At 44.5% G+C, this 24591-nt stretch carries 30 protein-coding genes; 7 read left to right on the top strand and 23 right to left on the bottom strand.

Translation table 11 applies throughout. The annotated features are described in order from the left end of the window. The first annotated feature begins 194 nt into the window (after positions 1 to 194). The 5 genes from MAHAU_RS14275 (at position 195) to MAHAU_RS14295 (ending at position 6109) form a co-directional block, all read left to right on the top strand. On the top strand, positions 195 to 839 hold the full coding sequence (locus tag MAHAU_RS14275) for a hypothetical protein (RefSeq protein WP_013782416.1): 645 nt from the start codon (positions 195 to 197) through the stop codon (positions 837 to 839). Continuing rightward, the gene (locus MAHAU_RS14280; protein WP_013782417.1) at positions 823 to 2373 is read left to right on the top strand and encodes a type IV secretory system conjugative DNA transfer family protein; all 1551 of its coding nucleotides are present in this window, start codon (positions 823 to 825) and stop codon (positions 2371 to 2373) included. Before MAHAU_RS14275 ends, MAHAU_RS14280 begins: the two co-directional genes overlap by 17 nt. A 34-nt stretch (positions 2374 to 2407) precedes the next feature. Then, positions 2408 to 3223, top strand: a complete 816-nt coding sequence (locus MAHAU_RS14285) for a bifunctional DNA primase/polymerase (RefSeq protein WP_013782418.1) — start codon at positions 2408 to 2410, stop codon at positions 3221 to 3223. Beyond that, on the top strand, positions 3213 to 4538 hold the full coding sequence (locus MAHAU_RS14290) for a DUF3987 domain-containing protein (RefSeq protein ID WP_013782419.1): 1326 nt from the start codon (positions 3213 to 3215) through the stop codon (positions 4536 to 4538). The genes MAHAU_RS14285 and MAHAU_RS14290 overlap by 11 nt, the downstream gene beginning before the upstream one ends. Positions 4539 to 4975: 437 nt before the next feature. Continuing rightward, the gene (locus tag MAHAU_RS14295; RefSeq protein WP_013782420.1) at positions 4976 to 6109 is read left to right on the top strand and encodes a tyrosine-type recombinase/integrase; all 1134 of its coding nucleotides are present in this window, start codon (positions 4976 to 4978) and stop codon (positions 6107 to 6109) included. A gap of 220 nt (positions 6110 to 6329) precedes the next feature. Here the strand turns inward: MAHAU_RS14295 and MAHAU_RS14300 are convergent, their stop codons facing one another. Further along, positions 6330 to 6611, bottom strand: coding sequence for a LexA family protein (locus tag MAHAU_RS14300; protein WP_013782421.1), 282 nt, complete (start codon positions 6609 to 6611; stop codon positions 6330 to 6332). A gap of 129 nt (positions 6612 to 6740) precedes the next feature. Here MAHAU_RS14300 and MAHAU_RS14305 point away from each other — a divergent pair, with 129 nt between their 5' ends. Both MAHAU_RS14305 and MAHAU_RS14310 read left to right on the top strand, forming a co-directional pair. Then, the gene (locus MAHAU_RS14305; protein WP_013782422.1) at positions 6741 to 7847 is read left to right on the top strand and encodes an acyltransferase family protein; all 1107 of its coding nucleotides are present in this window, start codon (positions 6741 to 6743) and stop codon (positions 7845 to 7847) included. 51 nt (positions 7848 to 7898) lie between these two features. Then, positions 7899 to 8669 (top strand): LysM peptidoglycan-binding domain-containing protein, encoded by a 771-nt coding sequence (locus MAHAU_RS14310; protein WP_013782423.1) that lies wholly within the window; start codon positions 7899 to 7901, stop codon positions 8667 to 8669. A 37-nt stretch (positions 8670 to 8706) separates the two neighbouring features. Here the strand turns inward: MAHAU_RS14310 and MAHAU_RS14315 are convergent, their stop codons facing one another. From MAHAU_RS14315 to MAHAU_RS14420, 22 genes are all read right to left on the bottom strand, one after another. Then, on the bottom strand, positions 8707 to 9405 hold the full coding sequence (locus MAHAU_RS14315; protein WP_013782424.1) for an SH3 domain-containing protein: 699 nt from the start codon (positions 9403 to 9405) through the stop codon (positions 8707 to 8709). Next, entirely contained in the window at positions 9398 to 9565 is a 168-nt protein-coding gene (locus tag MAHAU_RS14320) for a hypothetical protein (RefSeq protein ID WP_013782425.1), read from the bottom strand. The genes MAHAU_RS14315 and MAHAU_RS14320 overlap by 8 nt, the downstream gene beginning before the upstream one ends. 16 nt (positions 9566 to 9581) lie before the next feature. Continuing rightward, positions 9582 to 9848 carry a hypothetical protein gene (locus MAHAU_RS14325; protein ID WP_013782426.1) on the bottom strand — a complete coding sequence of 89 codons (267 nt, stop codon included), beginning with the start codon at positions 9846 to 9848 and terminating at the stop codon, positions 9582 to 9584. A gap of 60 nt (positions 9849 to 9908) precedes the next feature. Further along, positions 9909 to 10613, bottom strand: coding sequence for an N-acetylmuramoyl-L-alanine amidase (locus tag MAHAU_RS14330; protein ID WP_013782427.1), 705 nt, complete (start codon positions 10611 to 10613; stop codon positions 9909 to 9911). A gap of 9 nt (positions 10614 to 10622) precedes the next feature. Beyond that, positions 10623 to 10868, bottom strand: a complete 246-nt coding sequence (locus tag MAHAU_RS14335) for a hypothetical protein (protein ID WP_013782428.1) — start codon at positions 10866 to 10868, stop codon at positions 10623 to 10625. A gap of 16 nt (positions 10869 to 10884) precedes the next feature. Further along, positions 10885 to 13299: a glycosyl hydrolase family 18 protein gene (locus MAHAU_RS14340; protein ID WP_013782429.1), complete on the bottom strand. Its 2415-nt coding sequence runs from the start codon at positions 13297 to 13299 to the stop codon at positions 10885 to 10887. Between the two features lie 8 nt (positions 13300 to 13307). Continuing rightward, positions 13308 to 13901 (bottom strand): phage tail family protein, encoded by a 594-nt coding sequence (locus tag MAHAU_RS14345; RefSeq protein WP_013782430.1) that lies wholly within the window; start codon positions 13899 to 13901, stop codon positions 13308 to 13310. Next, positions 13894 to 14037, bottom strand: coding sequence for a hypothetical protein (locus tag MAHAU_RS14350; RefSeq protein ID WP_245543923.1), 144 nt, complete (start codon positions 14035 to 14037; stop codon positions 13894 to 13896). The genes MAHAU_RS14345 and MAHAU_RS14350 overlap by 8 nt, the downstream gene beginning before the upstream one ends. A 52-nt stretch (positions 14038 to 14089) precedes the next feature. Then, complete coding sequence (locus tag MAHAU_RS14355) at positions 14090 to 15469, bottom strand: phage tail protein (protein ID WP_049783377.1); 1380 nt, start codon at positions 15467 to 15469, stop codon at positions 14090 to 14092. Further along, on the bottom strand, positions 15466 to 16410 hold the full coding sequence (locus MAHAU_RS14360; RefSeq protein WP_013782433.1) for a hypothetical protein: 945 nt from the start codon (positions 16408 to 16410) through the stop codon (positions 15466 to 15468). Before MAHAU_RS14360 ends, MAHAU_RS14355 begins: the two co-directional genes overlap by 4 nt. Further along, complete coding sequence (locus MAHAU_RS14365) at positions 16410 to 17231, bottom strand: phage tail domain-containing protein (protein WP_013782434.1); 822 nt, start codon at positions 17229 to 17231, stop codon at positions 16410 to 16412. The genes MAHAU_RS14360 and MAHAU_RS14365 overlap by 1 nt, the downstream gene beginning before the upstream one ends. After that, complete coding sequence (locus MAHAU_RS14370) at positions 17228 to 19396, bottom strand: phage tail tape measure protein (RefSeq protein WP_013782435.1); 2169 nt, start codon at positions 19394 to 19396, stop codon at positions 17228 to 17230. The genes MAHAU_RS14365 and MAHAU_RS14370 overlap by 4 nt, the downstream gene beginning before the upstream one ends. After that, the gene (locus MAHAU_RS14375; RefSeq protein ID WP_171804991.1) at positions 19389 to 19652 is read right to left on the bottom strand and encodes a hypothetical protein; all 264 of its coding nucleotides are present in this window, start codon (positions 19650 to 19652) and stop codon (positions 19389 to 19391) included. The genes MAHAU_RS14370 and MAHAU_RS14375 overlap by 8 nt, the downstream gene beginning before the upstream one ends. An 89-nt stretch (positions 19653 to 19741) precedes the next feature. Continuing rightward, positions 19742 to 20056 (bottom strand): hypothetical protein, encoded by a 315-nt coding sequence (locus MAHAU_RS14380; protein ID WP_013782437.1) that lies wholly within the window; start codon positions 20054 to 20056, stop codon positions 19742 to 19744. Between the two features lie 15 nt (positions 20057 to 20071). After that, positions 20072 to 20479, bottom strand: a complete 408-nt coding sequence (locus tag MAHAU_RS14385) for a phage tail tube protein (RefSeq protein WP_013782438.1) — start codon at positions 20477 to 20479, stop codon at positions 20072 to 20074. Between the two features lie 15 nt (positions 20480 to 20494). Continuing rightward, positions 20495 to 20866 (bottom strand): DUF3168 domain-containing protein, encoded by a 372-nt coding sequence (locus tag MAHAU_RS15230; protein ID WP_013782439.1) that lies wholly within the window; start codon positions 20864 to 20866, stop codon positions 20495 to 20497. 11 nt (positions 20867 to 20877) lie between these two features. After that, positions 20878 to 21255 (bottom strand): HK97-gp10 family putative phage morphogenesis protein, encoded by a 378-nt coding sequence (locus MAHAU_RS14395; protein WP_013782440.1) that lies wholly within the window; start codon positions 21253 to 21255, stop codon positions 20878 to 20880. Next, positions 21255 to 21575: a phage head closure protein gene (locus MAHAU_RS14400; RefSeq protein WP_013782441.1), complete on the bottom strand. Its 321-nt coding sequence runs from the start codon at positions 21573 to 21575 to the stop codon at positions 21255 to 21257. The genes MAHAU_RS14395 and MAHAU_RS14400 overlap by 1 nt, the downstream gene beginning before the upstream one ends. Then, complete coding sequence (locus MAHAU_RS14405) at positions 21575 to 22156, bottom strand: head-tail connector protein (RefSeq protein WP_013782442.1); 582 nt, start codon at positions 22154 to 22156, stop codon at positions 21575 to 21577. Before MAHAU_RS14405 ends, MAHAU_RS14400 begins: the two co-directional genes overlap by 1 nt. A 2-nt stretch (positions 22157 to 22158) precedes the next feature. Then, positions 22159 to 22344, bottom strand: a complete 186-nt coding sequence (locus tag MAHAU_RS14410; RefSeq protein ID WP_013782443.1) for a hypothetical protein — start codon at positions 22342 to 22344, stop codon at positions 22159 to 22161. Positions 22345 to 22391: 47 nt separating this feature from the next. Beyond that, positions 22392 to 23594, bottom strand: coding sequence for a phage major capsid protein (locus tag MAHAU_RS14415; protein ID WP_013782444.1), 1203 nt, complete (start codon positions 23592 to 23594; stop codon positions 22392 to 22394). Positions 23595 to 23598: 4 nt separating this feature from the next. Further along, a complete protein-coding gene (locus MAHAU_RS14420) occupies positions 23599 to 24564 on the bottom strand; it encodes an HK97 family phage prohead protease (RefSeq protein WP_013782445.1) in 966 nt (321 codons plus the stop codon). Positions 24565 to 24591: the final 27 nt, after the last annotated feature.

The following is a 24591-nucleotide window of genomic DNA, read 5'->3' on the forward strand; positions in this document are numbered from 1 at the left end:
GTATATTAGATTACCCCTGCCTCATGCGCCCGTGGATGCAGGCGGGAGGGTGGTCACGGCCCTCTCTCGCTTCGCTCATTCCGCCCGTGACCACCCTCTCGCAACGTGCTCCACAGATAGTGTGAATAACAAAAGGGAAAGTTGTTTTACACGGGCGCATGAGGCAACCGATATGTTAGAAAGGATTACAAATTATGATGAAAAATATAGTGATGACACAGAGAGATATAAAAATACTCTTAGAATCGATTAGATGGAAGTTTTTACTAGCTCGTCAAATAAAATACATTGGCGGGTTCAAAAGCGATAACGCATTGTATAGGCGTTTGAGGATGTTAATTGATGCGCGCTACTTAAAAAGATTATATACCATGTATGGCGTACCGGCGGTATATATTACAACGTCTCGAGGCAAGAAAATGGCGGGGTTAGACACAATGCTCTCGCCTGTGTCCAATGTCAGTCCGGTTTCTATCAGGCATGATATATGCGTTGTTGATGCGGCGATATACTTAGCGCAGCTACTAAATGTATCATTTTCGGAAATGCAAACCGAGCGTGAAATAAGGAAAAAGCAAGGGTATGAGCTGCCGGAGCATGTACCCGACATAGTCATATCAGCTCAAGGCATATGTGTTGAAGTAGAACTTACGCAAAAAACTGACAATCGCTTGAAAAAAATAATAAGCGATGAATACAGAAAATATGATCGTGTTATATACGTCGTCCCGAATGCATCGGGTCAGTTGTACAGGAAAATAAAAAACATAGCTAACAATTACCCTACTGTGGAAATTATAGAATTGGAGGTTATAGAAAAATATGCAAAAGGGTTATAAGCTATTATTAATTGGCATTTTTATAGGAATATATCTTTTTTTAACCGCATGGGTGTTCGTACCGATTGTTAGGGCATGGCCTCTCCTATCTCCTAAAAATCAGGTAATCGGGAAATTGCCAGATTTAAAACCTATTATAGTGCTATATAAAGATCCGTTTCTATGCCTTCTGGAATTAAGGAATAGAGAAGTAGCCATACCATGGCTAGTTATCAGCTCGCTAATAGTTATAGCAATAACGATATGGATAGCATGGGAGCGATGGAACGAAAGGATATTTCACCCGACCGAAAAGAAAACAAAACGGCCAAAAGTCCACATGCCGAATCATACGGCTGATGCCACTGCCATAGGCATTAGCGATAACGGTAAGCCGATATATATACCGGATAATGCCCGACATGTATTCGTCGCAGGTACGACAGGTTCGGGCAAGACAATAGCTTTGTCGAATTTTGTTGAAAACGGCCTTGCAAAAGGGTATGGCATGCTCATTATCGACGGTAAAGGGGATACGGGACCGAGAAGCTTGATAGATTATTGCTGCCGTATGAGCATCAGATATGGACGCCAAATACACATCATAGGCGGTCCGAGTTCAAACGCCAAATATAATCCGTTCAGAAACTCTAAAGAAACAGAAGCCAAAGATATGCTCATAAGCATGACTGAATGGAGCGAACCGCATTATCGTGCTAATGTAGAAAGATATATACAATCCCTTATACAGCTTTTACTGATAGCCGATATTCCTCTTTCGTATGATGTTATTATCGAAAATATGAGCAAAACAGCATATGAGACGCTCTCCGCTCAGCTAGTACGTGAGAATAAAATAACTAAAGAGGATCATATAGCTAATCTGGCCATATCGTCGGTTAGTTCGGACATAACCGCTTCAGCGACTGCTAGATTTGCAACGATAGTCGAAGGCGAGGGGAACAGCATATTTTCCGCAGATGGCATAGACGTATATACGGCGCTCGCCACAGGAGATATTATATTCTTTTGCCTTTCACCCTTGCTTTATCCATCATTCGCTTCTTCCTTAGGGCGACTAGCTGTGCTGGATGCGCGCAAGGCGGTATCCCGCATGTGGGGTGATCATAAACCCAAATTCTTTATATTTGATGAATTAGGTGCTTATGTATCGCCTATGCTGGTAACCCTTCTTTCCCAAGCGCGGGCGGCAACTGTAACATGTATAGCAGCTACACAGTCATTTGCCGATCTGGAGGCGGCCGGCACATCCATGCGCCGGCAAGTTGTAGAAAATTGCAATTCTTTCATAATAATGCGCCAAAATAGTCCGGAAGATGCACAACAGGCAGCAGATATAATAGGGACATATGAGGATATGGATATTACGTATCAATTAAGCGAACAAAAGCAAACCGGGCTTGGAAGCGCACGCAGAGTGAGGCAATATTTCTTCCATCCTGACGTCATAAAAAACCTATGTGTCGGAGAGGCGGTATTCGTCTCTAAAGAAACTGGCCAGCGTTCCAAGGTATGGATTCGCAAGCCCGAGTGATATCTTTGTATACATTACGTTTGGAGGAGAAATTATGGCAGATAAAAGAAAGGCCGCATTGTTTTACGCTAAAAGATTGGGTTGGATGATAATACCACTGAATAACATCGAAGACGGTAGGTGTAGTTGCGGTAATCCGCATTGCCAAAGCCCTGGCAAGCATCCTTTGACACAGCATGGGATGAAGAATGCAACCGCTGATATTTTGGTAATAGCACGTTGGTGGGAAAAATGGCCTAATGCAAATATCGGTTTAATTTGCAGAGCTAATGGTATATTTGTGCTTGATGTTGACGCAAGGCATGGAGGCATTGATAGCTTATATCAGCTCATCGCTGAATATGGCGAGTTACCGTATACAGTTGTATGCAATAGTGGCGGCGGTGGAGCGCACTTTTATTTCAAATACCCCGTCAATATAGTAATAACGGATAAACAAGGTTTTAAGTCGGGATTGGATATCAGGTCCAACGGTTATATCCTCTTACCCCCCTCTGATCATATATCAGGGAAATCGTACATGTGGCGAAAGAGCTGCACTCCCTTTAGTACGCCAATAGCTGAAGCACCGCAGTGGTTGCTCAACATGATAGGTAACGATAGGCCTGCTGCTGATATCAGAGGAAGCGGTGAATGGTCAAAACTGTTTTGTGACATAAGCGAAGGCAAACGTAATGATACATTGCATCGTTATGCATGTCATCTGTTAGGGCATGGGCTAGGCGGCGTAGAAACTGTGGCTATTATTCAAGCGGTAAACAAAACATATGGGAAACCACCACTATCTGAAAAGGAAGCAGCTGCTATAGTTGCCTCAGCCATAAAGTGGAGGATGAAAAATGAGGGATAAAGCCATCGACGATGTATTTGAACTCGCAGCTATATACGACAGCAAAAAGAATGCAAATCACGCAGAAAATATTGATGAAATCGAGGCTGTACCATGGCCGGATCCTATGAGATCATCTGCTTATCATGGCCTTGCCGGCGATGTTGTGAATGCGCTTCTCCCTTATACCGAAGCCGATCCGGCCGCTTTGCTCATAAACTTTTTAGTGGGGTTTGGCAACATCATAGGCCGTACAGCGGTTTATGATGTTGCCGGCGACATACATTGTACCAATTTATTTGCATTATTAGTAGGCAGCACATCAGAGGGCAGAAAGGGCAGCTCTTGGGCTATCGTAAAAAGGCTGCTATTTCATATTGATGCGGATTGGGTCCAATACAAAACGCCAAATGGATTGTCCAGCGGCGAGGGCCTGATATGGGCCATACGCGACGAGGTTAGCCGTTACGATCCGAAGCAACAGGAAGAGGTAGTGATCGACAGCGGCGTTAAGGACAAGAGATTACTGGTAGTGGAAAACGAGTTTGCTCAGGCATTGCGCGTTATGCAGCGGGAGGGCAATACGCTCTCCCCTATACTGCGCAGCGCATGGGACGGCACTACTTTGCAATCGCTCACCAAAAACTATCAGGCAGTGGCCACAAATCCTCATGTATCTATACTAGGGCATATATCACCTCAGGAATTGCGAAAGCTCTTAACCAGCACTGAGAAATTCAATGGTTTTGCCAATAGATATCTCTATATATGCACGAGAAGGAGCAAGCTATTGCCCGACCCTAAACCGCTGCCTGAATCATTGCTCATAGGGCTCGCAAGCAAGATAAAAAGCGTTATACCGCACGAATCAATCGTGATGCAAAGGGATAAAGATGGTGCTGAGCTGTGGCGCAATATATATCCGATGCTGACTGCGCATGAAGATGACTTGGTAGGAGCTATAGAGGCCAGAGCTGAGGCTCAGGTATTGCGCCTGAGCATGATATATGCGTTGTTAGACGGTTCGCGTATGATATCATCCAAGCATATTAACGCAGCTCTAGCCATTTGGCAATATGTACAGGCTTCATTACAATTCATATTCGGCGCTGAAGCAGACAATGACCCGTTGGCCGGCAAAATACTCGCAGCATTAAAAAGATACGGCGAGTTAACGCAAACGCAGCTTTACAGGGATATATTTCAATGCAATATAGCCGCTACCAGAATCACGGCTGCATTGCAGCAGTTATCAGCCAAAGGGAAGATAAGCTGCATATTGGAGAAAAACGAGGGCGCTGCACGCAGTACAAAGAAGTGGATTCTCAATAACTGAGCACGTATTTAACGTATTATACGTATTCCATATATAAACATCGATTTTACGAGGCTTATAGGGGTACATAAATAAGTACCGATATGTATTATTACGTATTTTTGATTCTCACGAAGCTGGTACGGTACAAGAATTTGCTTAGACAATATAACCGCTAGAGTCGTCAATATGTAGAAATAAGTGTGCGATACGTATTAAGGAATAACATAGAATATCCAAATTGCGTTAACTACGTAAATTATGTAAGAGGCAGCCTTTCTCCTATCTTACTTCGTTCGATAAGGGAAAGCCATTATATGCGGCAGAGTACGGCTCCATTGTATTTCGCCGTACACTGCCTTTATCCGGTTATGCCTGAACACTTGTATTATCATGCATTATTGTGTATCATATAGTTGTATAAGGCGACCGGTTGTTTGGGAAGGAAGACAATATAGATGGTAGTAGTTAAGAAAAACAATCGGTGGTATGTTGTATTATATATGCCGCCATACGGCCAGCAATGGTTTGCAGGCGGTACTACTAAAAAAGAGGCTGAGCTTAAGGAAGCCGAGCTTAAGCTTAAAAAAGAAGCTGGTACGATAAGCAGCGCTAAGTATGCACTGGGCAGTTTTTTGGACCAGTGGCTAGAAACTGTTAAATCTAATTTGGCCTCCAGTACATATGAGAGCTATGTACAAACCGTCAACTTGCACTTAAAGCCGGCTCTCGGCAATATAGCGCTTGGCAAGCTAAAACCTATAGATATACAGAGGTATTATACTGCAGAGCTAAACGGCGGACGCAAGGACAATAAAAAGACTGTGGGAAGCGGCCTTTCATCTACTACAGTGCTCTATCATCACAGGGTATTGCATAGAGCGCTTGAGACAGCTGTAAAGTGGGGATTGATAAGCCGCAATCCGGCCGATATGGTAGATCCTCCGCGCAAAGCTAAAAAGGAGATAAACACGCTCAATGAGAAGCAAATCCATATACTGCTCTCCGGTATCAAAGACGAATATCTGTATATGCCTGTGTTTTTAGCTGTTATGACCGGTATGAGGCGCGGTGAGATATTGGGTTTAAGATGGCGAGACGTTGATTTACAAAATGGCATAATATACGTTACGCAGGCGCTATATCAACGCAAGGCCGGTATTCCAACGTTTACTGAGCCCAAAACGCCGCAAAGTAAAAGAGCTATACAAATATCGGATGCCGTAATAAAGGCTCTGGAGAAGCATAAAGCTGAGCAGGACAAAAACAGATCGTATTTTACGAGCAAGTATGCACCTTATGATCTGGTATGCTGCATGCAAGATGGTAAGCCTATTAATCCGGAGTCATTGTCGAGCTATTTTGCCGATACGACTAAAAGGCTGGGCTTTCCTGTACGGTTTCATGACCTCAGGCATACTCACGCCAGCTTGCTTTTGAAAGCCGGCATCAATCCAAAGATCGTATCCGAACGGCTTGGACATAACTCGATTGAGATAACGCTGAACACGTATTCTCATGTTATGCCGGGTTTGCAAAAAGAAGCGGCAGATAAATTTGAGGAGATGCTGAAAAACGGTACCTCTCATTAGAAGAACATTAGAAGGAAAGCTGATATATCATATATTTTATGTTGATTAATGCTGTAAAATGGCTTGAAATGGGCAAAAAATGGAGCTGGCGAGCGGACTTGAACCGCTAACCTGCTGATTACAAATTGGATTCAGTATATGTTAATCATTCATATTAAACACTACAAAACCCAGTTTTATCAGCTTCGCTAGCATTTATGTTATAAACAATATTATCTTTTTACGTCATTTTTCGTTTGCTACGTTTGCAAAATGTTTGCAAATGTACATAGCTAATTATCGGCTGCAAATCCATCCTATTTACTACCTCAATCGTTCTTGGACTGCCATGTACCCTGCGTATCGCTCCCGCCTTTTCCAGCCTGCATATATATCCGTACACAGTTGCTACCGATTTCAGTCCAACCATATCGCCGATTTCATGTAGTGACGGCGCAAACCCCCGTTCAGTTTGATACTTTACGATAGCATCAAGTATACGCTGTTGTTTTTCTGTTAGCATTCTCCTCACCTCGAATATATTCTATACGAATATATATTTGTATGCAAGAAAATCTTCAAAATGCAACTTTATGCCATTGACAATGTGATATAATTAAGTCAAAAATAGTATGACGGGTGATTAAAGGATATGATAAAAAAGCGTATTCAATCCATAGATGCATTGCGTGGTATATGTATCACAGCGATGATTTTCATGAATAATCCAGGCAACTCGAAGTACACAAGCCCTCTTTTGCTTCATGCCCCTTGGAACGGCATAACATTAGCTGACCTCTTTTTCCCTTGCTTTATATTTGTCATGGGTATGGTTATACCTGTTTCCTTCGGCAAGAGAATGGCCAAAGGCCAAACCAAAGGTCAGTTGATAGCCCATTTGCTTAAAAGGTCGGCAATGCTTTTTTTAATAGGTTTATTTCTCAACGCCTTTCCCTGCTTTGACATGCAGCATGTGCGCATACTCGGCGTATTGCAGCGCATTGCTTTGGTATATTTCTTCAGCGGTCTGATTTTTCTTTTTTCTAGCACAATGAGTATGTTTATTATAAGCGCTGCTATTCTAATTGGTTATTATTTATTGCTCAGATTTGTGCCTGTACCTGGATATGGAGCAGGGGTTTTTGAACGCACTGGCAATCTTATCCAATACATAGACCTGAAACTTTTGAAAGGGCATCTTTACACGCCTGATTGGGATCCTGAAGGGCTATTGAGCACGCTACCCGCCATTGCCTCATCGCTTTTGGGCATCTTAACGGGATGCTTGCTCGTATCCGATAAGAAGAATACCAATAAATTGTATATCATGCTTGTATGTAGTGCACTAGCATTTATATCATCAATTATAACGCAAAAATGGTTCCCGTTGAATAAAAACCTGTGGAGCAGTTCATTTGTACTGTTTACTACAGGCTTCGCGCTCTTGCTTTTGTCTGTATGTTACTGGCTAGCTGATATAAATAACTTAGCAACACTAATAAAACCATTCATAATATTCGGTTCTAATGCAATACTCGTTTATACATTGTCTGAAATGATGACCAAGATACTGGGTTGTGTAAAAGTTGAGGTCTCATCAGGCACTCTTATCATGCTGAAAGAGTGGCTTTTTGAAAATTGGTTTGCTCAATGGGCTGGCAATTATGCCGGTTCGTTGTTATATTCTGCAGCCTATACTTTGCTCTGGTTTATACCTATGGCTGTTTTATACTACAAAAAAATATTTATAAAAATATAATAACAACTGTATACTATATGTTATAATAGAAATAGTGGAGGTGATTTAATTATGCATAAAAAATCTATACTTACTAGAATATTGTTAATTCTTATTTTAGCCGGTTTTATTGTCAGTATTGTAGGAACAAATAACATCGTTAATGGGCCAAAAGCCGAAGCCGAAAATGTGAACCCTGCAGTAAGTTCTTTAGGCGATAAATCTATGCCTCTAAGCAAAGAAGATATATTGAAAAGAGCCGAAAAAATAGTGCTGGAGCTGGAACGTTCTATGCCAACAATTCGTGGCATACCAAAGTCAATATGGTCAGAAGAAGAGAATAAAAGCGTTCAAGTTGGCACATGGGAGGAAGTGCCTAATCAAGAAATCATGTCAGCTTTATATGAACAGTTTGAGGTTTTACCTACACAGGACCAACCTGAAATTATTCGTAAGTATTTAGAACGATTACCAGGTTTCTTTTATGATAGTATAATAGGCGGCTATAGAAGTAAAGATACTGGCGTTTGGTACGTAATTAGAGACGGAAAGAGGGTTGTCCCTAAGGAAGAGTACTATGATACAAACTCTATATATTTATCGCCTGAATTGTTCTATATCGAATATAGGCCAGTTGAATATTATACCGTTGACCACTATGAAAATGTGGAAGTAAAGGAAGGGGATACGCTAATTAGGATTGCCCACAGATATTATCCATTGGATTCTCGGCTCGATGAAAAATCCTACTTAGATGAAATAGCAAAAATTAACAACATACAAGATACTAATTCCATAAAAATAGGTGATATATTAAAGATCCCAATTTATAAAGAAAAATAGAGAGCTGCGGAGAATATAAATCTCCGCAGCTTATTTCTTACATTGGCCCTACCCAGCCACCAGCTCTAAGCTCATACAGAAGGAAATATCTATTGGTCATATCATAATTAGATGGTATATTTGTTCCAGGTTTACAAGCCTTTATTGTAAACGGATAATCTGGCCTTGTATCTCCGGGATCATTCCCATTGCATCCCCAATACGCCCAGGCAACTGGATTACCTATATCAGAGCGTATAGCCATCCTCTCTGGATAATTTGTACCACAGTTGAAACATCTTACCCAAGCATCAACTGTATCCCACACCAGATGGAAACCAGATTGACCGTAATAGGATTTACCAACAGTAGACCATCCAATCAAATCCCCTGCATCGTTATACTCCATTGTAGAATATCTATCGAACACTAATGTGGAACCCATCAAGACTAGATTGGGAAATATTACGGGCCAGCCTAAAATGAGCAAATAAAAATCTTTGTAACCAAATGTTTCTTGACAGGCAGCATATCCTGCTTTAAATGCTTTTGCGGAAAAATCAAAATATTTTACTCTCCACCATTTATATCCATTAGCATATCCTGCATCACTTAGATACATCATGACAGTGCCTCTTGGTGCTGTATAAAGTATTGACGCACTTGTCGATGCTTGACTGCGTATGTGCAGCGAATCAGGATAACTAACTATAAATGGATAATTACCCTTTGGAGCATAATCTGTAAAATTACTCATTTTCTTTCACCCCTTTGTTCTCTGCAATTTGCAGCAAAATTTTTCGTTCTTTGGTAAGCTCATCATATAATGTCATTTTTTCTGTACATCCTTCATTTTTAGTTGTGCTATCACCTGATCCTCTAAATTGTTCCCTTGCTAAATATTCTTTGTCATTCATAATCATTTTCCTTTCTTTAATCCCCACTTTGTTTGCTTTTAACCATCTCCGCAACCTGTTTACCTGTGTCAAACAATCCACAGGCTGCTAGCCCTGCCCCTATACCAAGTAACACCTTCATAGGCACATCCGCTTCTACAACAAAAAAGCTCCCGATAACGCCGAGAGCCATTGCGATGAATGGTATATACTTGACTGGAACACCTATAGCTTTTATTGCCTCACTAATGCCCACTATAATGGGTATTAGCAGGGTATCCAGTACATCAAATCCAAAGCCCATACTATCACCTCCTTTTATGGCATAAAAATAAGCTGTCCCGATGTTTCAACGGAAACAGCTTTATTTTTCTTCTGTTAGTATCCATGCCGCAAACCCGGCTTTTTTAAGACGCTCAACCTGGGCCTCTGCATTAGCCCTGTTGCTGAAACTCCCTGCTACTACCCTGTACAGACGGCTATCACTTTCAGCAGACTTATCTGGCTGCTCAGACTTAGACGGAATGCTAATTTGTACATTTACCACTTTGCCAATGCCTTTGGCTATAGCAAGTGCACATTTATCCTGAAATCCTTGAGATGCAAGCAGCTTTTCCTCATCTGGATTGGATATAAACGCCATCTCGGCTAATGCTGCTGGCATATTGGTTTCGCGCAAAACGTAGAAGTTTCCTTCTTTTACTCCCCGGTCCGTTAGCCCGATATCAGCTATAAGCTCATCTTGGATCGCTTTGGCCAAGATTTCTCCTTTCCCACCGCGTTTATAGCAATACGTCTCAGTTCCACATGCGGTTGGAGAGGTAAAAGCGTTGCAATGTATAGATACAAAATAGTCTGCAGCAAAGGAGTTCGCTATTTTAGCTCTATCCTCCAGTTCTAAGTATACATCCGATGTTCTGGTCATCTTCACTGATACGCCTGCTTCTTGCAAATAATCTGCTACCTTTTTAGCAACTGCTAATGCTATGTCTTTTTCTTTTGTCCCTGCCGGGCCAACTGCACCGGGGTCCTTGCCCCCGTGGCCAGCATCAATTACTATCTTCGCCATATTGCCACCTCATTTCAAAATAAAATTCAAAGCTGTGAACAGCAGGCCTGTTCCTGCAATTACTATTGGTATGAGCCACAGCAGCATGTTGATTTTGCCTGCCGTATCGTTAACCGCTTTCCTTAATCCGTTATAGTCCCTTATGATGGCTCTCGTCTCGGCCATTTCTTTTCGTATGTCTGCCAAGTCCTGTTGTAGCTGCTGTATTTTTTCATACAGCGCCTTGTTGTCATACCACTCCTGATTATCGCCCATTATGTCATTCCTTCCTTCATATCATTGGCGGCAGGTACTTGTATACAGCAGGGTCTTGCTGCCCCAAAGCCCATACGCCTATGCCTTGCAAACCCCATTCAAACTCCGCTCTGTCCATCCAATACTGGTACTGGTTCACGTCCGAATAATAAGCTATGCTGGCCCCGTCGGCATCGCATAGATAAAGCCTGCTTACCCATATGCCTATATCGTCAGCTTTTATTGTTACCGCTAAATCAGAGCTTGCTGTAAAAATATTTGAGTGCAAGTAGTCCCAATCCATTGATATTGTTTCATCTCTCGAACTGCTTTCCTCAGTGCCTGCTGGCACTCGTATATAGCCCCAAACAGGGTCCCACTCAACATCAGTTCTTTCAATCCTTCCTAACTGCTGCATACCTGCGGGTGTAGTAACAGTTACAGCTTCTTGCGGATACATCCAATATGCATCACCTGCAGCTAACAGCGTACAATCTATAGTCGCATTCGTGGTGTATAACCCAAACCTATTACTGCCACCCACCGACGCCGTGATAACCAGCCTAGAATTGAGCCACACCTTGCACTCGCTGCCTCTGACTCTTACTCGCAACGTGTTCGAGCCCGTCGTGTCTGCGTCCACCGATGCTGCAAGTGAACCGTTACAGTATAGAACAACTTTACCAGGTTGCAAACCAACCTTGTTGCTCCCGAATATGATGCCGGCCTCTTGACCCGTAAACGAAAAGGTAGCCCACACAGCCATGTCCTCAAACGAGCTGTAATTGAGAAGGCATTGAGCTGTCGCTACAGAAGTCTGTTTCAAGTGGCTCGCAAGCCCAGCCGTGCCTTGGACTATCCATGTCCCGCCGGTTGCGGTGTAGTAGTTGTTAAACAGTGCAGTGTTCCATTCGCCACTTTCCTCCGACGCATATGATCTGAAATCATCGTTCCATATAGAGGCATATTCCGGTGCTCTGCGCAGCACCTCCAGCGTGAGCCTGTAACCGTCAGCCGCTTGGACTTCTTGGCCGTTAACGTCCACATAAGTTTGAGGAGTTAACGTCCACTGGGCCTGGCCAGCCGACATTTCAAACGTAAATGACTGGCATACATTGAACCCATAAAATTGAGCCCCGCTAGCCGAGCTCTCTCCTACGAATTTCAAAGTATGAGTTCCGGCTGACAGTGAGATAGTGGCCAGCTTGACCCAGTGTACTACCCTGGCCAACGGATACCACTGCGTTGGCTGCGATACTTGATACAGCGCTCCGTCTACCTCTATACCTATCGTTGCTTTGTCAAACCACGTATAATTGACTTGAACCGCTATATCATATGTTCCCGAGGTTGGAACGCTGAACGAATAAATAGCATACCCAGGTTCCTCTCCCTCTGCCGGTGTTCGAGCCGATATAAAATCACTGCTTATTGTCAATGCTTCATCCCATTCATCATAAGCCAACGCACCTTTAGCGCTCACACTGCCGACGAAGGAAGGCACCTGCACCTTTCTATATGCCGTCATAAAGGTCCTATTACCATAATCACTTTGTTGCATAGGTGGCTGAGAAGATATCCTGTCCTCAGCTATCTGCATGTCATATACATGCAATAGCATATACGGACACATGTTGTCCTCGTCCCATAAGGCTGCCCATGGTATCAGCGGCTGTGGTGGTCCATCGTTGGTATGGTTGTAATGTCCAAGCATCCATTCTACGGCTGCTGTATACAGCCACGATGTCCCTCTATACCCAGTGGTAGGATGGTCTATCTGCCATCTGTATCCGTAGCCCGGCAGGCCCATGTATATCTTTGCTGGCGGAATAACCGTCACGGCATAATCATACACATCTTCTAGCCATCCTCTTGGCGAAATCGGTCCCGGTGCACTCCCGGCCCAAGCATAGCCATAGCTCATGATGGTACAGCTGTCGAATATTTGCCCAAGCTGCTGATAATCGCACCAATATTCACCACCCAACGACTGCCCCGGGCCTGTCAATGCCGGCAGGTCAACATGGAGTAGCTTGCCTGCAGCGTGAACGGTGCTCGATATGCGCTGGAACAATGCTACCGCTTTAGCTATGTTAGCTGAACCTCCACCGCGTTCTAAATCTATGTCAATACCTGCTACAAACGGATACTCGTTTATGAGCCTTTGTATCTCCGAAATGAACGTATCTTGAGCCCCACCGGCGTTGTCCAGCAAATCCTGAAACGCCGCTTCATAGCCGTCATTTCTCACACACAAGTACCACTTTACATGAGGCCACTTGTTTATTGCTTCCCACTCACCTGATGTTATGTTGCCTACTATCCTGCCGGTAGTATGCGTACCATCTACATATTCCACGTGGAAGTCAAACAGCGAGATCATATAGAACCTGTCGCCGTAGTCCATCATCTCTTGATACATTCTCGCTGTTTTAGCTCCTGTCCATGACATGTACCGCCTCACCAGGTAACACCTTCCTTCACGTCCCACTCAGTAATCTGGAACACAAACCGCGCTGTATCCCTGCCTGTCATGGTTATCCTGTACATGGCATCGCCGGCAGGACATGTCATCTGTGCGCCGGCATATTCACTATGATCTGCAGGTTGCCCGTTCTTCTTCACCGTGTGGGTTGCCGCATCCACCGTTACTGTATCTCCCCTGTGCAGCGCACCAGCATACCTGAAAGCCCTGGTACGGTAATAAATCTCCAACATAAATGGACCAGTGGTATTTTTCTGTATTGACGCCTCCCAATCTAAACCGGTAGTGACAGTGCCACGGTTAGGCACCAGTACGATAACCGAACCTCTTATGAGTGCATTAAAATGTTTTGGTGGTTCTGCGTTGCCGCTGCTATCTCTGCGCCGCTTTAGCATATCGCTTGCCGCAGGAGCCCAACCTGTTAACAGCTTGCCTTCCTGCAACTGCACGTCAGTTGCTCGAACCGTGCCTGTAAAGTCTTTGGCCACCAGCTTAACCGTTAGCTTATTAACCTGCTTTCCGAGGTCCTTATTAATCTTGCTGACATACCGCAGATATTGACTAGCCATTATCGAATGACCACCTTATCTCAGAGGGGTGCCCAACCCACGTAGTGGCCATGCTGCCGCCTTGGAGCATTATGTCGGTTATTTTTACTGTACCAGCCGCATCTCTCACGACAACTTTGAGTGTTATCTTACACACTCTTAATCCTCCTGCCTGTGGGTTGAATGTTTTAGCAAACTTCTGCATGATATCACCCTATTGCTATGAACTGGGTTTCGCTGGTGCCATCTTCGTATTCAACAGTTACCTCAAATCCTATGCGGCCATTACTCCCCATTTGCACATTATCCAGCTCTACCTGGGCTGACAATGTATATGCTTCACGATTGGCAACAGAAACTGTTTGAGACATCGATTTTTCAACACCTAGCTGCCCTTCTGCCACAAATGCCGCTTTTCCTGATATGCCTGCCGTGTTATCGACCGTCCAGCCCTGGTTTATCCAGTAGTTAAAACCATCATCGGCCCGGCTATTGAACAACAAGTTGAACATAACAACGTCTTCCATCGCCTGCTGAACCGCATCGGTGACCGTTGCCGTACCCGTGCCACCAGTATACACCATCTGGTCAGATAGGGTTTTGAGCGCCGCATCCAGTTGAACCGATGAGTTATATGGTTCTAATACGTTTATTGAGCGCTGGGCTACCCGCATTTTCTGCCGTAAACCGATTTCTTTGTCATAAACAATCACGACATCCCCCAAGGCCGGTATTTCTTCTCCAAGCAGTGCTACTTTGACCTCGTACGTAATAGCTGGCCATGATAGCTTGGCCAGTTGTTGCTCTGCCCATTGTTTCAGGTGATTGGGATTGGTGAACCGTTCATCATTTACCGTTGCCGCGCGCAATTTATGCGGCTTACCAACCGCATCATACCAGCTATAATCCTCTATATATTCCTTGCCATCATTTACAGCTGCTATAGTCAAACCATTTGCGCCATAAGGATATATACGCGTAATAATCCCACGCGTATCTATTATCCGCCTTGCTTCCGAAATGTTCTTTTTGTGGGCAAACAATATACCACTATCACGGCCCACTTGCTGCAATAGGTTAACTTTCCTGTTTATGCTATCGAACTGAAGCTCGCCACCGTATACGAGCGGTATTTGGCGCAACGTTTCTAGCGGCGATGTTGGCTCTGTGATGGAAAAGTATCTGGGCGTTGTGATCTCTACTATTCCAACAACCCAGCCTGTGCCAGACAATATAGCTTCCATAACAGGCCGCGGCCCTGTATCCCTGAAAACCAGGTCATTTAGCGGTTCCGGATCGCCCAGGTCGTACCACAATCCCTCGGCCGTTACTTTTGTAATGAGCTCGCCATCCTGACCCCGTATATCTTCTATAATCCTTATCACAAACTCTCGGCCCATACATCGGATATGCGTCTCGTTATCAATATACTGCCGCTTCGAATCCTCTGCAGGTATGCTGAACTCCAGCGTTTCTTGCCCGTTTGTATCCGTAATGAGCTGATCGGTTATGGTGGCGTCGAATACTTTTTCTAGAACAGCGACCGGTTCACCGCTGCTATCGACAACTATAGGATAGCTCTGCATCATTCCTCAATCCCTATCGCTGTAATACCTATATCCACTCCTGAATTACAGGCTAAACCAAATGCGTTATCTGCCGCCGCTGATAAGATCCCTTGCCCGAAATCTAGTTCTTTCGTGTCTTGGGCTGGTATAGTCATATCTGCAGTTACTCCTGTTGTTCCATCACGAATCCATATTCTGGCTGGCTCTGTCTTATGATTGCTTATAATGAGCTTCATTAACCTGACTTTTTTCCCGCTGGCTGGCGTCCAAAACGGTGTCGTGGCGGACGCAGTCGTGCTGATATCTTTCTTCACAATCTTGACGGGTTCTCTTTTCCTTTGCCATCGACTACCATCATAGAATAAGTTGAATGCACTTACCGCCAGTGGCGCATACTTAGAGTCATCTGGAGCATCCTGATATGGCGGAATGATAGTATCGCTATTCGGATTGCTGCATACAGGATGCCGGCCAGTAAAGTCCTTTACATACACCTTTAACAATGGCGCATCGGTTACTTCAGCCTCTCCTTCCAAGCTGACCTTCATCTTGCCATCTGTATCAATAGCAATAGGCGCGAGTGTATAAAACGTAACTTGGATGCCTGTTAAATTGGCCGCTGATGTGGTATGCCCCGCATCCATGTATAACGGTATTGTACCAGCTTTGCCATCAGCTTGGCCCGGATATAACGGGTTGTTTGAGCTATCCTTAGCGGTTATATCTGCCCCGTCTATTAACCGTTCTCTATGTATACCTCCCCCATCTACGACCCAATCATGGGTTATATCTATAATAGGCTTCCTATTGGTGGTAAAAATGCCGTTTGCATCTGTATTTCCTGTTTCGGTTACCCGAACGACTCCCCACAGTATTATGTCTTGTGCATCAGCGCTGTCCTGATAACCGACTACAGGCACGTTGTTTGTGCTCGAATCCCTGCGCGTCTTAAAACCCGCCATTATAACCACCTCTCTCTGAATTGGAATATGACCTTTGCGCCCACACCGCTATCATCTGTCTCAGCCACTTCGTTCTCCCCGGCCCGCAATTGCGGGAATTCTCCTTCCCAGTACTGCATTGCATTCTGGCCGTTCATAGTAACCGTAAAATTGCCTGTGTCTATGATGACCTCATCGCCCTCTTCTATTTCGCCTTTGTACTTGACGGTCCGACCGTTTATGCTTATCGTCACCCCTGTAACCGATGCGCTGCCAGTAGTCCCGGAGTTCGTCGTTCCAAGGCCTGTAGCCGGCTGTGTGGCTATGGTGTTTGCTGGTGCATATATCTTTAGGATAACCGGACACTCTATGCCGCCGTTGTTTACAATAGTAGTGCTACCGCCATATGGTGCATCCCATTCTTCTATATGCCAGTCGGTTTTATATACAAATGGATCTGCCATCTTGAATGTTACAGAGAACTGCCCTGTCTTTTTGGGACTACTGTATAACACGTCTATTTCTGCACCCTCTGAGGCTTTGACATAGCGTACCAGGTTCGGTTCATCATCGAATGTCAGTTCACGGTACCCATTTAGTGGACCGATGTAATTAGCAAATGCTCGTATTTTTGAATATACTGTCGATACGTCTATTTCGAAGACCCTTAAGTCAAGCGTTATGGTGTTTGCCCCCAGCTCAGTACCAGCATCATATATTCCATGTTTCCCCGGTACAGTTATCTCGTTTTCACGTAAATTAGGTAAAGAACGGATAGTTCTATCTAATAAATAGATACCGAAGTCCGCGCAGCTTTTGCCGTCTATCTTAAAGCCTGTCATATGCTTTTCCTCCCCATCGCCCGCATAACCCTCATGTTCTGGTTATATATGGCTTGTGAAAGCTTATCTATATCTTGGTCATTGCGCACTGACATATTCTCGATATATAGAAGCGGCGCGTTCTGATGATTTGTTACTCCGCCAACTTGCTTCAATGCGTCTCTGACTATCCCGGTTAATTGATCCAATGGTACAACGGCTTCGGCTCCGGCCTCCCCTACACCGATAATAGATGGCGATGTAAAAATAGCACCTTCTTTATACCAGTTCACGTCCACATCCGGGTACGGTACATTGATACCCGCTATTTTGGTGTGTTTTATAGAAAACGAAAAGTGTGGAAGCGGTATGTGCAAGTTCCTAAATGGCGAAAGTATGGCGTCCTTGACTTTGCCGAATATATCCGATGCTGCTTTCCTAAGGCCATTCCAAGCCTCGCTTGCTGTTGATGTTATACCGTTCCATACGCCAGACAGTAAATCCTTGATTGAGTTAATCGGCGTCATAATCACATTCTTTATGCCTTCCCACACCGTTGACGCTGTATTCTTTAACCCGTTCCATAAATTAGAGGCAGTGTTTTTGATAGCGTTCCAAACAGTTGAAAGTAAATTCTTAAGCGCATTGATAGGCGTCAATATAACCGTCTTTATTCCTTCCCAGACAGTCGAGGCAATGGACTTAATGCCGTTCCATGTATTCGAGAAGAAATCTTTTATAGCGTTCCACACAGTTGTGGCAACCTCTTTTATACCGTTCCAGACTTTACCCAACCATGCTGATATCTCGTCCCAATTTTTATACAACAACACACCAATAGCTATAGCAGCTGCAATCACTGCAATAACAATGCCCACAGGACCAGTAAGAAGGCCAAAAGCAGCGCTTAAAATTGGCATTAAACCAGAAAGACTTGAGAATGCCGTCATCAACTGCCCGGCCACTAAAATAACAGGACATATTGCTGCTGCGATTCCTGCTATAGCGATTATGGTTTGTTGCACGCCAGGAGGCAGGTTGCCGAACCAGTTAACGAGATCGGTCAGCTTTTCAATGAGCGGCGTTATAGCCGGAAGCAGGTTTTCACCGATGGTAATGGCTAAAGTCTCAAGCGTTGATTTAAGAGACTCAATGGCACCGTTTGTGCCCTGCATCTTCGCACCTGCAACCTCTTGCGCGCCACCTGCTTTATTAACAGCATCGCTCATCTGGTCCCACTGATCACTTCCAGCCATCAATACCGTGTTTGCCGCCCTGACAGCGTCGGATCCAAAGATAGTCGCCAGCGCTGCATTCCGCTGTTGCTCTGTCATGCCACTTAATTTAGTAGAAAATTGCTCAACTATCCGCGGTAACGGGAGCATCTTACCACTCGCATCGTATATATTTATGCCCAATTGCTGCATTGTTTTTGCTGCCGCATCTGTCGGAGACATCAATGCCATTAACATGCTTTTCAAGCTTGTGCCGGCATCAGAACCCGTTATGCCCGCATTGGCCATAAGGCTGATCGCTGTCGTAAAGTCTTGTATGCTTTGCCCAGCCATGCTTGCCACACTACCACCAGCTTGGAGCGCATATGCCATATCAGTTATCTCACCCGCTGAAGCATTGGCGCTATTAGCGAGGAGATCAGCAACCGTGCTCGCTTGATCGCCGCTCAGATTGAATGAATTAAGCGCCTGGCCAACAATCGTCGCCGCCTCGGCATTGTCGATTTGCGCTGCGGCAGAAAGTTGAAGCGTTGCTTTGGCGGCTTTGAATGTATCGTCTATGCTTACGCCAGCCTTCACTAATTCCGTCATGGCCGCTGCGGCATCTGTTGCTGATGTGCCTGGGAGCGTTATGTCGTTGCCTAACTGTTTAGCAAGTTCGCTCATCTGCTGGAATTGCTCACTCGTTGCCCCGGATACAGCTTTGAACGTATTGCCCATTGTTTCAAAGTCAGCGGCGGCCTTTATAGATGCTCCCGCAGCAAGCCCTATCGGCAAAGTTATACCCATAGTCATGCTTTTGCCAACATCAGTTAACTTTTGACCTACTTTTTGAAAGCCGCTGAATTTCTTTTCTGTTTCATCCATCTGTTTGGCAACATCTTGCATGCCCTTTGTGAACTCATCCATCTTAAGGCTGAGCCTTACTTGCAGATTGCCCACTTCAGCCATTTACCTTACCACCTCCTCGTTTTACTGGTATAGCATCAGGCCCAATAGATCTTACTGCTTCCTCAAATTCTCTTCGTTTCTTCTCTAAATCTATCACTTTGCCAGGCGCATTATTAGCAGGGCGATACAAATCTCTGCCTCTGATCCGCCTTTTGGCCCACATATTCATAATACAAGCTGTGAAATGAGCCAAGAGCTCAGCCTCTTTGTCATAGCGCCATTGATAGGCACGTACAGCATAATCAACCTCACGCATATTCATTTCCCAAAATTCGTCAGGTTTCAAGCCGACTTTCATAGCAGAAAAAAGGAGAGAATCCCAATCCCACTCTTGAGATTCTCCCCCTACGCGTTTTTTTGTTGGCTATCTCCCTCAGCCTTTGGGAAATACTCTGCCATTGCTTCATTTACTGCCTCGGCCACTTTATTATAGCCCACTGCATCTATTATTTCGTCTGCGTCGTCTATAGTGGCATCCCTGTTTTTATGCAGAAGCCCACCCCATAACATCACGGTTATCTCATTTATTCCAACCTCGTTGTTCGCCATTTGCGATCCTAGTTTTGGGAGTGGTACTCCCAAGGTCTTCTCCATCCTGCGGAATGCATAGTTGTTATATTTAATCTCTATATTTTCTCCATCAATATTTAATTCTGCCATTATATCACCTCATCATCACGGAGTTACTTCGTGCCATTCCTCATTAAGCTGGAATGATACCTCTGTTGTAGAAGCATCATTATTCGGCCACGTGTCGGAAATGGACTCTATCAGGGCCTCAGCTTCTTCAACAGCCGTTCCGTCTAAAGTCCTGCGAATAACTACCATGGCCTTGTTTTTCTTAGCTGTACGCAACGCCTCCATTGCCGTATCATCCGGCACATACATAGACGAAAGAGTCACAGTGTCATCGGATACACCATACAGCCATTTGGTATGGCCGTCATCTTTTGAGGTAACCTCGATCAGGTTTACTGTACTTTCTGCGCTTAATTCTGTTTGTTCGCCCACTGCCGTCCATGTAGGCGATACATCTGTCCCAGTATTCACCATTACCAATACTTTTGCACCATCTAACGCCATCTTAAATCACCCTTTCTAAATATTTTCATTGTGCCATATTGTAAAATCCACCGGCACGTGGTATAACCCAGTATCAGGCTCATAAAAATCCTGCTCATCTTGCATATAAGTTGTACCATTAGGGAACGTATTCATCGCAATTCTTACCGCATCCGCTACTCTTTTAGCCTCCAGATAGGTCTTAGCCCAGCACGAAAATTGAAAACGAGGATTAGCAAGCCCCGTTTGGCCATCCTTTGCATTCACTCTTGGTCCACTTATTTTTGTATATGTTATAGCAGGCAATGTATAATTTTTTGGTAATATAAGCGGGTAAATGCGATTGCCGACTAAAGCTGTAATAGCGTTATTGCTACTCAAATAAGCATATATTTCAGTTTCTATCACCGTATCACCACCTACTTTAGAGCAGTTTTAAGCTTAGCTGCTATAACGCTTTTCACCTTGCCGCTCGTCTCATCCATAGCAGGCCTCAGAAACGGTTGAGGCGACATTTTAGATGTGCCGAACTCATTAAACAAGCCATAAAAAGCCTCTTTATCCGGGCCAATAACCACTTCTATGCCTGCCTTGCCCTTATTCTTTACTTCGTGTGTCATGGACCCGGCCAACTTACCGGTTCTTCTTGGCGCTTTTTGAGCTGCAGCGTCCTCTATCACTTTAGCCCCGGCTTCTGCGGCCTGCTCAAGCGTTACCGTTGCTATTTCCGCATCTATTGCATTTAATTTGGCCAATAGTTCTTTTTTACCTATAATCTCGGCTTTAACATCGGCCATCAGATCACCTCTTTACACATAAGCTCAAGCTGCTGTTTTCGCCCATCAGGATCAATTATGCTCTGAATATCAAATATGCGCTGTTCAGTTATAATCCTCATAGTAGGCTTAATGCCATCCCGCCATCTTATGGTAATGCGTGTTGTAACTTCGTTCGCCGGCACCTGCTTTGCGGCTAAATACTCGCGTCCGTTCAGGTCCTCAATTTTGGCCCATACTGTAACGACATCTTGCCAGGCTTCAATCGGTTGGCCTGCTTTGTCTTGAGCAGAAATGGCTTCCTGAATAGTTATTCTATGTCTTAATTCTCCAGCACGCATTATAACCACCTCAAAACTCTATATGGCCACAGCAGGGCTTCTGCCGCCATCGGGACCTCTCTTGCAACACTACCTATGATTGCGGTTTCTCTTTGCTCATACCACCAGCCGATCATCAATAATATAGCTTGTTTTATGGTCTGTGGCACATTTCCTGCATTGCCATAACCGGCAGTGAACCTAATATGCACAGCATCGGCAGCTTGCAATGTTTCCGATGGCCAGCTATATTCATTTTTAAGCACAATCCGCCCTGGTTCTTCTTTTGTATCAATTATGCATATATTTAGATCCAGCATATGTTCTACACCAGCCGAGTCCGTGTATTTTATACTGTCTACTTTTTGCAATGGAGGCAAAGGAATAATTATTTCACTGCCATACGGCCATATATCAAGGCTTAATTCCCACGTTTGCGTGATTAGAGCACGTCTTGTTATGGCTTCGGCATGCTCCCTTGCAGCCATTATTAGCGATGTTATTAAGCTATCGTCGTCGGATATGTCTACCCTCAAATGTTTTTTTGCCTCTTCAAGTGTCACCGGTTCCTCAGAAGGTTCTGATACGAGCTTTATACCCATGATTATCGCCTCTTTCGTGTTTCAGGCGCATCTATTACAGCTTTTTCAACATCTAGCATTTTGATATATACGGCTAAACCTGCTTTAACCCAATCATCAGCCTGCTTATCTGGCAATTCCACTATTTCCCCGATGCCATAGCTAAAATCTAACCCCGCAAGAGAAACAACTATCTTAACCTTCTTCAAAACACCACCTCCATAACATGGGAGGGAGGATTAACTCCCTCTTATTATTAAGACGCTTTCATCTGCAATACTTTTACAGCTTCGGCTAATGTCAATTTACCGTCAACTCTTCTGAATCCTCTAAAACCGACCTGTCCATTTACCGCATAGAGCTCATTTAATCTTTGCAGTACCGTTCCTTGCCTATCGGCTATCCAATAGTAGCTCATATCACCGAATGCAATTACCTTAGCGCCTAAAGCTATTGCAGGTACATCATCGCTTATTGCAACCGGCCTGCCGAGTATCCTATCCGGTTGCCCAGCAACCAAACCAGGCTGCCAGATATAATCTCCGGAAACTGAATTTTTAAGTTTGCGGATTGCTTTTACCGTGCTGTCAGCCATAAGCCAGGTTGCCCTGTCCCTGTATGGCCTGCTGAGCGAATGAAATAGATCAATCACTTCGTCAGAAGTTATTGCATTGCCGGCAGCAGCGGTAATGCCAAGAGACGCGCTCCCTATCACACCTGTAGGTTTACCAGATCCGTCACCGTTTACAAATGCAGCTTCCTCAGCACGGCCTATGCGCCTGGCAAATTCATTTGTAATATACTGCTCCAGATTAAAAGCCGAATCATTTAGCAACTCTTCGGAAACTTTTATAAGCGTACCAACCTTATAAGCCCCAAGCACAACCCTGTCGAAGCTCTCATCCGACTCGTTAAAAGCACCTTCTTCTGATATCCAAGCAGCGCTGCCATGAGACGCGACTACCGGAATCATTCTGTCGCCGGCTGTGGTTATTACAGTGGCCAAGGTCCTCATGATGTTTTGGCTCTCAAGCGCCTGAATCAATGTTCTCTCAAACTCATCAGGTACAAGATATCCGCCTTCACTGTCAGTTCCAATCTGCAAAGCCCTAAGCTCTTCGGGATACAGCGCATTCCTGCCATGCCTTATCGAGTTCCAGAAGGCTTTCCTGTATTCATCGCTGGCGCGTCCGGTCCTTTGCTCGCCCACATCGCCAGGAGTGCCTTTACCACCAGCAATAGTGCCGGCCGATTTATTAAGCTCAGCCTCTATTGCCGACATCCTCTCTTCTCTTTCAATATCTTTTGCTATTTTATCGACATCTGCCATAATGGCCTCGTATTTTTGTTCTTCTTCACCTGTTAAATCTCTTTTCTCAGCTTCGGCCGCATCCAAAATCTCTCTTGCCTGTTTGACCAAAGCGGCTCTTTTTTGCCTAATCTCCAATATTTTATCCATAGAATTATATCTCCTTTTCAATAAGTTCAAGTTTTCTCTTCAATATGGATACTCTCGCCTGATTTCTCCAAGTCTCCCCATTCGCCTGAATGGAAGCCAGGTATAATTTATATACATCCTGCGCCGTCCTCACACCAACCTCGGTTTGAGGATACGCAGGAAATGTAACCGGACTGACATCATAAAGTTCGACCTTGAGCAACTCTCTTAGCGTATTGCCGTTTTGACTGCTCCATCTATCTTCTATAGTCCTAAACCCAAATGACATCTGATTCACATCACCACGTTTCATAACCTCCATAAGGTCTTTAGCCCATTGTGTATTGGGCGGATCTATTTCGATGCGCAAGCCCTTTTCATCTTCAGTAAGCTTCAGTGTACCTGAACGGTTGCGGCCAAGAACGTAATCCGGATTATGATTCCAGAGAGCTCTTATATCGCTCGTTTTTAAGCTGTCCGCGAAGGCTCCATACCGGATTAGTTCTCTGAAGCCTCCCAAATCCTCGCTCAAACTGTCAAACACTGCAGCGTATCCTATTATTTTTGGATTTTCGATATCTTCAATAGCAATGTTATCGAGACTGAATGCTCTGCGCTCTATCATAGGGTCTATTAACCTTTTTAGTTCAGGAGGTTCCATATCGGCATCCCGCAGATGTGCGGCCAAATGCTCCCATACGCCTTGATAATCACTATCTGGAATATCCGTTCCACCACGCCCACCGTTTAGAATGGCGATCCCCGCCGAACATGCCCTCGTGTTTGCGGGCCCTGGATTTCCGTCACTATCAACTTCATGATGAATGAATTTATATGTGCTTTTATTTGATTCATCCCCCTCCGGGTCCCTCCACGCATATGCTTTTCTATAAAAAGCATAGTCCTGATTAAGCTTTAGCCTCGCTTCATTCGCAGGACCGTCCCAGCTCTTCGTACTTACATCGGTATGATGTACCGGTATTGCTGGCATAAAATCATCTCCTTTATTTTGGGCAAA

It is taken from the genome of Mahella australiensis 50-1 BON, assembly GCF_000213255.1.
GTDB lineage: Bacteria > Bacillota > Clostridia > Mahellales > Mahellaceae > Mahella > Mahella australiensis.

Bases quoted from the DNA above. Each gene is read 5' to 3' on its own strand.
- MAHAU_RS14275 (WP_013782416.1), top strand. From the start codon at position 195: ATGATGAAAAATATAGTGATGACACAGAGAGATATAAAAATACTCTTA.
- MAHAU_RS14280 (WP_013782417.1), top strand. From the start codon at position 823: ATGCAAAAGGGTTATAAGCTATTATTAATTGGCATTTTTATAGGAATA.
- MAHAU_RS14285 (WP_013782418.1), top strand. From the start codon at position 2,408: ATGGCAGATAAAAGAAAGGCCGCATTGTTTTACGCTAAAAGATTGGGT.
- MAHAU_RS14290 (WP_013782419.1), top strand. From the start codon at position 3,213: ATGAGGGATAAAGCCATCGACGATGTATTTGAACTCGCAGCTATATAC.
- MAHAU_RS14295 (WP_013782420.1), top strand. From the start codon at position 4,976: ATGGTAGTAGTTAAGAAAAACAATCGGTGGTATGTTGTATTATATATG.
- MAHAU_RS14300 (WP_013782421.1), bottom strand. From the start codon at position 6,611: ATGCTAACAGAAAAACAACAGCGTATACTTGATGCTATCGTAAAGTAT.
- MAHAU_RS14305 (WP_013782422.1), top strand. From the start codon at position 6,741: ATGATAAAAAAGCGTATTCAATCCATAGATGCATTGCGTGGTATATGT.
- MAHAU_RS14310 (WP_013782423.1), top strand. From the start codon at position 7,899: ATGCATAAAAAATCTATACTTACTAGAATATTGTTAATTCTTATTTTA.
- MAHAU_RS14315 (WP_013782424.1), bottom strand. From the start codon at position 9,405: ATGAGTAATTTTACAGATTATGCTCCAAAGGGTAATTATCCATTTATA.
- MAHAU_RS14320 (WP_013782425.1), bottom strand. From the start codon at position 9,565: ATGAATGACAAAGAATATTTAGCAAGGGAACAATTTAGAGGATCAGGT.
- MAHAU_RS14325 (WP_013782426.1), bottom strand. From the start codon at position 9,848: ATGGGCTTTGGATTTGATGTACTGGATACCCTGCTAATACCCATTATA.
- MAHAU_RS14330 (WP_013782427.1), bottom strand. From the start codon at position 10,613: ATGGCGAAGATAGTAATTGATGCTGGCCACGGGGGCAAGGACCCCGGT.
- MAHAU_RS14335 (WP_013782428.1), bottom strand. From the start codon at position 10,868: ATGGGCGATAATCAGGAGTGGTATGACAACAAGGCGCTGTATGAAAAA.
- MAHAU_RS14340 (WP_013782429.1), bottom strand. From the start codon at position 13,299: ATGTCATGGACAGGAGCTAAAACAGCGAGAATGTATCAAGAGATGATG.
- MAHAU_RS14345 (WP_013782430.1), bottom strand. From the start codon at position 13,901: ATGGCTAGTCAATATCTGCGGTATGTCAGCAAGATTAATAAGGACCTC.
- MAHAU_RS14355 (WP_049783377.1), bottom strand. From the start codon at position 15,469: ATGATGCAGAGCTATCCTATAGTTGTCGATAGCAGCGGTGAACCGGTC.
- MAHAU_RS14360 (WP_013782433.1), bottom strand. From the start codon at position 16,410: ATGGCGGGTTTTAAGACGCGCAGGGATTCGAGCACAAACAACGTGCCT.
- MAHAU_RS14365 (WP_013782434.1), bottom strand. From the start codon at position 17,231: ATGACAGGCTTTAAGATAGACGGCAAAAGCTGCGCGGACTTCGGTATC.
- MAHAU_RS14370 (WP_013782435.1), bottom strand. From the start codon at position 19,396: ATGGCTGAAGTGGGCAATCTGCAAGTAAGGCTCAGCCTTAAGATGGAT.
- MAHAU_RS14375 (WP_171804991.1), bottom strand. From the start codon at position 19,652: ATGCGTGAGGTTGATTATGCTGTACGTGCCTATCAATGGCGCTATGAC.
- MAHAU_RS14380 (WP_013782437.1), bottom strand. From the start codon at position 20,056: ATGGCAGAATTAAATATTGATGGAGAAAATATAGAGATTAAATATAAC.
- MAHAU_RS14385 (WP_013782438.1), bottom strand. From the start codon at position 20,479: ATGGCGTTAGATGGTGCAAAAGTATTGGTAATGGTGAATACTGGGACA.
- MAHAU_RS14395 (WP_013782440.1), bottom strand. From the start codon at position 21,255: ATGGCCGATGTTAAAGCCGAGATTATAGGTAAAAAAGAACTATTGGCC.
- MAHAU_RS14400 (WP_013782441.1), bottom strand. From the start codon at position 21,575: ATGCGTGCTGGAGAATTAAGACATAGAATAACTATTCAGGAAGCCATT.
- MAHAU_RS14405 (WP_013782442.1), bottom strand. From the start codon at position 22,156: ATGGGTATAAAGCTCGTATCAGAACCTTCTGAGGAACCGGTGACACTT.
- MAHAU_RS14415 (WP_013782444.1), bottom strand. From the start codon at position 23,594: ATGGATAAAATATTGGAGATTAGGCAAAAAAGAGCCGCTTTGGTCAAA.
- MAHAU_RS14420 (WP_013782445.1), bottom strand. From the start codon at position 24,564: ATGCCAGCAATACCGGTACATCATACCGATGTAAGTACGAAGAGCTGG.